General features: G+C 43.2%; 5 protein-coding genes. 3 read left to right on the forward strand and 2 right to left on the reverse strand.

The annotated features are described in order from the left end of the window. Nucleotides 1-49 precede the first annotated feature (49 nt). Nucleotides 50-3,325: a fused isobutyryl-CoA mutase/GTPase IcmF gene (icmF, locus tag AC58QC_RS16195; RefSeq protein WP_497416148.1), complete on the reverse strand. Its 3,276-nt coding sequence runs from the start codon at nucleotides 3,323-3,325 to the stop codon at nucleotides 50-52. A gap of 193 nt (nucleotides 3,326-3,518) precedes the next feature. Beyond that, on the reverse strand, nucleotides 3,519-4,091 hold the full coding sequence (locus AC58QC_RS16200) for a DUF421 domain-containing protein (RefSeq protein ID WP_497416149.1): 573 nt from the start codon (nucleotides 4,089-4,091) through the stop codon (nucleotides 3,519-3,521). Between the two features lie 208 nt (nucleotides 4,092-4,299). Between AC58QC_RS16200 and AC58QC_RS16205 the strand changes: the two genes are divergently transcribed. The 3 genes from AC58QC_RS16205 (at nucleotide 4,300) to kamA (ending at nucleotide 7,871) form a co-directional block, all read left to right on the forward strand. Next, entirely contained in the window at nucleotides 4,300-5,748 is a 1,449-nt protein-coding gene (locus tag AC58QC_RS16205; RefSeq protein WP_497416150.1) for a sigma-54 interaction domain-containing protein, read from the forward strand. 168 nt (nucleotides 5,749-5,916) lie between these two features. Continuing rightward, nucleotides 5,917-6,336, forward strand: a complete 420-nt coding sequence (locus AC58QC_RS16210; RefSeq protein ID WP_497416151.1) for a hypothetical protein — start codon at nucleotides 5,917-5,919, stop codon at nucleotides 6,334-6,336. Nucleotides 6,337-6,476: 140 nt separating this feature from the next. Beyond that, nucleotides 6,477-7,871, forward strand: a complete 1,395-nt coding sequence (gene kamA / locus AC58QC_RS16215) for a lysine 2,3-aminomutase (protein ID WP_497416152.1) — start codon at nucleotides 6,477-6,479, stop codon at nucleotides 7,869-7,871. The last annotated feature ends 394 nt before the right edge of the window (nucleotides 7,872-8,265 follow it).

The raw sequence follows: 8,265 nt of genomic DNA on the forward strand, positions 1-8,265 counted from the left end.
TATCATGGAATGGACGAGAGAGCCACATGAATTTATTGACCTCTAATTCCTACATATTCCTCCGATACTGTCCGCCGACTTCATACAATGCTGATGTGATCTGCCCTAGGGATGCCACCTTAACCGTTTCCATGAGTTCTTCGAAAAGGTTCCCATTGTTGCGGGCCGTTTGCTTTAATCGCTCCAGAGCTGCAGGACATGCCGACTTATGTTGTTCCTTGAATGCGTGAAGCCCAAGAATCTGCGTTTCTTTCTCTTCTACTGTTGAGCGTGCCAACTCTATTTCCACCGCATCGTTAACTGCATTTGGTTTTATGAAGGTATTCACGCCAATGATCGGCAGCACTCCAGCATGCTTCTTGTGCTCGTAGGTAAGGGATTCTTCTTGGATCTTGCCACGTTGATATTGTGTTTCCATGGCACCTAATACACCGCCCCGCTCATGAATTCGCTCGAATTCAGCTAATACGGCTTCTTCCACGAGATCGGTTAAATCATCCACGATAAAAGAACCTTGAAGCGGATTCTCGTTCTTCGTCAAGCCATATTCCTTATTGATGATCAATTGAATCGCCATCGCTCTGCGTACGGAATTTTCTGTCGGCGTCGTAATCGCTTCATCATAGGCGTTCGTGTGCAACGAGTTGCAATTATCATATATAGCCATGAGCGCCTGCAAGCTGGTACGAATATCATTAAAGTCCATTTCTTGCGCATGTAATGAGCGACCTGATGTTTGAATGTGATACTTTAGCTTCTGACTTCTCTCATTCCCGCCATATTTATTTCGAATGACGGTTGACCATATCCGCCGAGCGACTCTTCCCATGACGGTATATTCGGGGTCCAAACCATTGCTGAAAAAATAGGAGAGGTTCGGCGCAAAATCGTCGATACGCATCCCACGGCTCAAATAATATTCGAGAAAGGTAAATCCATTCGCCATTGTGAAAGCCAATTGCGTTATGGGATTCGCTCCCGCTTCTGCAATATGATAGCCGCTAATACTTACGGAGTAGTAATTACGCACCTTATGCTCAATAAAGTATTGCTGAATGTCTCCCATCATTTTCAATGCAAATTCTGTAGAAAAAATACAAGTATTTTGCCCTTGATCTTCTTTTAGAATATCCGCTTGTACGGTGCCGCGAACGGTTTGAAGCGTCCATGCCTTTATTTGCTCATATGCCTCGGCAGTCGGTTGATTGCCGTGTTTCTGTACATAGAAATCCACTTGCTGCTCAATCGCAGTATTCATGAACATGGCCAAGATCATGGGTGCAGGTCCATTAATGGTCATGGAAACACTAGTGGATGGATGGCATAAATCGAACCCTGAGAACAGTTTTTTCATATCAGCGAAAGTACATACATTCACTCCGCTGTTGCCTATTTTTCCATATATATCAGGGCGATAGTCAGGATCTTGCCCGTACAAGGTAACACTGTCGAAAGCCGTCGACAATCGCTTCGCCTCATCATTTTGACAGAGATAATGGAATCGACGGTTGGTGCGCTCAGGTGTTCCTTCTCCAGCAAATTGGCGCTTAGGTTCTTCATTAGTCCGTTTAAATGGAAACACACCAGCCGTATAAGGAAAGTATCCTGGTAAGTTTTCCTTCAGCAGCCAACCAAGGATTTCACCATCATCTTCATACTTCGGCAGGCTGATCTTGGGAATCTGAGTACCGGAGAGCGATTCGGTAAACATAACTGTTATCATTTCTCGATCACGAACATGGGTGACAAGTTGACCCTGTGAATAGGCTTGACGAATTAGCGGCCATTCTTGTAGCAACTTCCTACATTCTGGATCAAGCATGGTCGTATAATGTGCTAATCTTTCGTTCAACTTTGCAATCACAATTTGCCATTCCTCTGTGGTCTCCGCTTGCCCATGGTGATCTGACATCATGATCTCTTTCGTTCCTTGCAGTTGAAATAGCTTACGTGCTATTTTGACCTGCTGAGCTGAGAACTTCTTATGCTGTCGGACCGTTTGCACAATTTCACCGAGATAACCGGTTCGGTCAGGTGGAATGATGACATTCTTTGTAGTAACAGGTTGAATGTTCGCCGGTTCATCTGTTGGCCAATCACCGCCTGTTTTATCCTCAACTAGCCTCATGACTTTGGCAAATAGTACATTTGTTCCAGGGTCATTGAATTGACTGGCAATCGTGCCAAACACAGGCATTTCCTCAGCAGGTTTGTCAAATAAGCCGTGGCTCCGCTGAAATTGTTTGCGCACATCGCGTAATGCATCTTCCGAACCGCGTCGTTCAAACTTATTAATGACAATAACGTCAGCGTAATCGATCATGTCTATTTTCTCCAGTTGAGACGCTGCACCAAATTCACTTGTCATGACATACATCGAAACATCGCATAGCTCCACAATGGCGGAGTCCCCTTGTCCAATCCCGCTCGTTTCGACGATCACCAAATGATAGCCAGCAGCTTGGACCACTTGTATGGCTTCTTTGGTTGCAAGACTCAATTCTGATTTTGCTCGCCGAGTTGCTAAGCTTCGCATATAGACCCGAGGGCTGTTCACAGCATTCATACGAATCCGGTCACCAAGGAGTGCGCCGCCTGTTTTCATTTTAGAGGGATCGATCGATATAATGGCTAAGCTTCTATCTGGGTATTGCGCGAGAAAGCGCCGAACCAATTCATCCGTGAGCGTACTCTTCCCAGCTCCTCCTGTTCCAGTAATGCCAAGGACTGGTGCGATTGCTGCAGTGGTTTGTGCGTTTGGAGACTGTAGTAAGGATTGCGTAATTGGGCCAGTTTCAGCGACTTCTTCAGCAGTAGTTATGGCGCCTGCGATGATCCCCCAACGATTTTCATTCGATACAGGGAGTTCATCCGCAAGCTTCCTTGGTGTGGGCTTGTCAACCTCTCGAATCATGTAATTAATCATGCCTTGAAGTCCAAGTTCACGTCCATCGTCAGGTGAAAAGATTTTGGCAATCCCGTAAGCGTGTAATTTTTGGATCTCCGAGGGAACGATGACCCCGCCTCCGCCTGCAAAAATTCGAATATGCCCAGCACCATGCTGCTCGAGAAGGTCATACATATACGTCAAATATTCAATATGACCGCCTTGATATGAGCTGATAGCGATGCCTTGCACATCTTCTTGTATGGCTGCATGAACGACCTCATCGACGGCGCGATTATGACCAAGATGAATCACTTCAACCCCCGATGCTTGTAAAATCCTTCGAATAACTTGAATGGAAGCATCATGTCCATCAAATAAAGCTGACGCCGTAACAAACCTGACATGATTCTTGGGCTGATAGACTTGTGTGCTCACAGAAAACCCACCTTCTTATCAATTTCATTCATTAGATCGCCAATTTCACCAATACTTTTTCCTTTATTTTATTCCTGTCCCTTCACTGAAATCACTTTCATCATAAAAAGAAGCAAATACAAAAAAAGAGGAGATGCATACGTAGATGCAACTCCTTCTAGCTGTGAAATGTACGAATGGCCATCTTCAATTATTAATCCTGTGACATATTTTTTTGTGATTCAATAACCTCATCAAACAGATTTGCACTCTCCCTATATTTCTGCGGGTGTTGGATGAAGTGTAATTGAGCTAAAATCTTATCCAATTCTCCCATAGTTACTGGCTTTGCATGTCTCATCAACTCGTATCCAAGATGACCGCTTATTTCAATTGTCGCTACTTTTACATCTGACACAGATGTAATGCCTTTTTCCCTAAGCCTTGTTTCTAATTGTTCAACGGACATTCGCAACTTTTTTATGTTTTCGAGTATAATTTCCCCGTCTTGAATAACGAGCGTTGCCTTACCCATAAATATGAATTCAATCCATTGGAATTTAATTGCCAGGTACTGCACAACAATTAGAAAGGCTACAAAAATTGTCAATATCACGGTTGTCTTCCATAATCCTTCTCCAGAAATTGCATGGCCTATGACTGATGCAATCGATAATAGTGTAATGATCTCAAGACCCGTCATTTCTGAAACTGTTTTTTTACCGGCAATTCGCATCAAACAAAAACCAACAAATAGTATGATCAAAGCTTCCCATATAAAGTTCATATTTTGGCGTCCATTCTAATGTATTGTTTGTATATTTTTCCCAATTTAACGATGAAAAATTCTTACTCAGAACAAGGATTTTTTTATTTTTCAACCTTGGACTTCTTATCCATGACTCTCGGCAGTATCACACTTGTCATTTTCCAAAAAATAAATCATAAGCTGTTAATTGAACCACAGAACACTCTTCGTGAGGCGGGTGAACATAATGTCCGAGCAGAACGAGCATGGAACGAAATATTTTGAGCAAATGTTGACGATCATTGATGTCGGTGTTCACCTGATTGATAACAAGGGTATTACCATTTTTTATAATGAGAAGATGGCTGAAACGGATGGTTTTAAGCGGGAACAAGTGGTGGGTAAGAACTTCTTCGACCTATTTCCTTCCCTAACGAATGAAACGAGTACTTTCATGAAAGTCCTGCAAACGGGGATTGAAATACGAGAGAAAATTCAGACCTATGTGAGTGTAACCGGGAAAAGGATTACGACCATTAACAGTACTTACCCATTATTGGAAAATGGCGAAATCATCGGGGCCTTAGAAGTGGCGAAGGATATAACTAGTATTGTTCATCTCCATGATCAAATTCTTGATCTCAGGCATCAAATCTACGAATCTCCGTTAAAAGATAAGAAAAATGCAAGCTCAGCTCGCTACCATTTCAGTGATTTAATTGGCCAAAGCGAAGCTTTTCAGCAAACCATTGCCTTTGCCAAAAAGGCATCACGTACGAGCTCGCCTGTGTTGATATCTGGACCTACCGGAACAGGAAAAGAATTGTTCGCCCAAAGCATACACAATGCAGGAGCCCGTCGAAACCGCTTATTTATAGCCCAAAATTGCGCAGCTGTCCCCAACGAGCTGATGGAGGGGATTATGTTCGGCACCGCAAGAGGTGCGTTTACGGGGGCAATTGACCGTGCTGGATTGTTTGAGCAAGCCAATGGGGGAACGCTTTTTCTCGATGAGTTAAATAGCTTGGACTTATTTCTGCAGGCCAAATTATTGCGGGTCCTCCAAGACGGCATCGTTCGGCGAGTCGGTGGAACCCATGAACAACAAGTCGATGTTCGCATCATTACTGCCATGAATATCGATCCGAAAGAAGCTTTAGCCAAGGGCTTACTGCGCAGTGATCTTTTTTACCGGCTGAATGTCGTGAATTTATACCTACCGCCACTTGTCCAAAGAAAAGAAGATATACCTCTCCTCACTTCCCACTTAATTGAAAAATTCAACCACATGTTCGGTATGAAAATTAGTGGCGTATCTCCTTCGGCTTTGGCATGCTTAATGAACTATCATTGGCCTGGCAATATTCGGGAATTGAGTCATGCGATCGAATCCACCTATAACATGATGGAGCTGGAGTGTGAAATGATCGAAGAACATCACCTCCCCGCCTATTTCGCGGGAAATCCTAATACAATACCGTCACCATCTATACTTACAGCTACTTGGAACGATGAAATGGCAGTGCGATCTGCCAGTAAATTACCTGATAGAGTTAAGCAATTGGAAAAGGAAACGATCACGGATGCGCTAGCTTTTCATCACTATAACATTACGCTCACGGCGCAAGCGCTAGGCATTAAGCGCCAAGCTTTGCAATATAAGTTGAACCGCTATGGGATTGGTAGGAAGCCTTGATGATTAAATGATACAAGTTTGAGATTTCATCCTATTCTTCTCCAAGAAAGATTACAAAACGACAACGATTTTCGAGCAACATCACTCACCAAATCCTTTACGATATAAACAAGCATTCAAAGCGTGACTTGTTTATTGCGAAATCCATTCGTAAAAGGAGGAAGTAATGTGGTAAACAAAGCAAAAAGTGATGAAGAAGTGATGACTCTGCCAACCCCCATTTACCATACAGATACCAATGAATCACAAGAGAAACCGAAGCTTACGATGAAATTACTATATGAACATATTAATAAACTCAAAGAAGAGAATCTCATGCTGACTAATCGTATTACGGAATATGAGCGAAAAATAGATTTGCTGCTAGAAAGTAAAAGCGAGGTCGCCAGTACTTTAGAAGTGCCACTATTCCGTGCACATGGCATAACTGCAGAAATAGAAGTTGTATCAGAGTACGTTACTCCTATGAATTATTTAGTGCCTCGCTCCGTTCGTCATCCTGTTCATAAGAAAAGTCCACTGTTGTTCTTATTATTTAAGTCAGCTTTCCGATTTCTCATTCGTCGGCGAAGGGGATTTCTCTTTTAACGTCATTAACTACCAACGACACAAAACACTCAAGTCTCCCAACAGGAGACTTTTTTCATTTTCATGGTGTATAGTGAAATGTTGGCATCCTTTTTGCATCTTACTACTCATGAGAAGATATTCATGCTGGAGGTGCAATGATGGAACGACGTGACTGGAAGCAAGTTGAACTTTGGAAACATGTAACGGATGAGCAATGGAATGATTGGCTTTGGCAGCTAACCCATACCATTCGTACCCTAGACGATTTGAAAAAGGTAGTGAATCTAACACCTGAGGAGGAAGAAGGCGTTCGCATTTCAACGCAGACTATTCCTTTAAATATTACGCCTTACTACGCATCTTTGATGAATCCAGATGACCCGCGATGCCCAATTCGCATGCAATCGGTGCCTATTTCCGCAGAATTATTGAAAACCAAATACGATCTCGAGGATCCTCTTTTCGAGGATGAAGACTCCCCTACTCCAGGATTAACTCATCGATACCCTGATAGGGTTCTATTCTTGGTAACGAATCAATGCTCGATGTACTGCAGATACTGCACACGGCGCCGATTCTCTGGCCAGGTGGGTATGGGCGTACCCAAGAAGCAATTGGACGATGCGATCGCCTATATCCGTAATACACCGGAGGTGCGTGACGTACTGCTTTCTGGCGGGGATGGCCTGCTCATTAACGACAATATTTTGGAGTATATTATAAAAAATTTGCGAGCGATTCCCCATGTCGAGATCATTCGGATCGGGACTAGGGCTCCTGTAGTTTTCCCACAGCGAATTACGGAGCATTTGTGCTCGATTATCAAGAAATATCATCCCGTTTGGTTGAACACGCATTTTAATCATCCTTTGGAAATCACGGAAGAAGCCAAAAAATCCTGCGAAATGCTAGCCAATGCAGGCGTTCCGCTCGGTAATCAATCGGTGATTCTCGCTGGTATCAACGACAGCACGTATATTATGAAGAAGCTCATGCATGAGCTTGTGAAAATACGTGTTCGTCCGTACTATATTTATCAATGTGATTTATCCGAAGGCATTGGTCATTTCAGGGCGCCAGTTTCGAAGGGGCTAGAGATAATTGAATCCCTTCGCGGGCACACCTCGGGATATGCAGTACCTACCTTTGTAGTCGATGCACCCGGCGGTGGAGGGAAAATTGCGCTTCAACCCAACTATTTAATCTCGCAAAGTCAGGATAAGGTCATCCTACGTAATTACGAAGGCGTGATTGTGGGCTACCCCGAGCCGAAAAACTATATACCAGGCCGAGCCGATGAATATTTCAATGAGATCTATGGCATTCAGAAACAGCCAGAAAGCACCGGCATCATCGCACTCATGAAAGATGAAAAATTCAACTTAGTGCCAGAAAATTTGCGCCGAATTGGCAGAAGGAAAACGTATCAAGAAACACCTGAGCACATGTCGCTGAAGGATCGTCGACCGATGAGGGATGAAATGAAGGATAAATTGATGAAAGCACAGAACAAAGAGAAAAAAGAAAGCACGACGGTGTTACCCGTGGAATAGATATCTTTCAAGTAGTTGATTCGGTGGGATTGAGCTCGAGTGGGCAAGTTTGGATGAAATGACTGGAGTTTTCAGGAGATATCGCGTTTTGATGAGAGTCTGTTGGAATAAGTGGATTTCATGTAGTTAAATTGGCCGAAATAACCATCTTTGAGATATTAACTGGATTTCCTGCAGTTAAATTAGCCTAATCTCCCCCGAATGACCAAAATCGGCTCAAATAACTGGATTTTTTCCAGTTAAATGACAATTTGGAGGAAGTAGGCCAGAAATAGCTGTAGGATTGCACTTAGAATTAAAAGTGGACGTCTCTTAGTGTAGAAGTAATAATAATCTTAACTATTATCTAAGAGGTGTCTGTCCATGAGCGAATCAAGACAACGATATAATGAAA

It is taken from the genome of Paenibacillus sp. J22P51, from assembly GCF_059692215.1.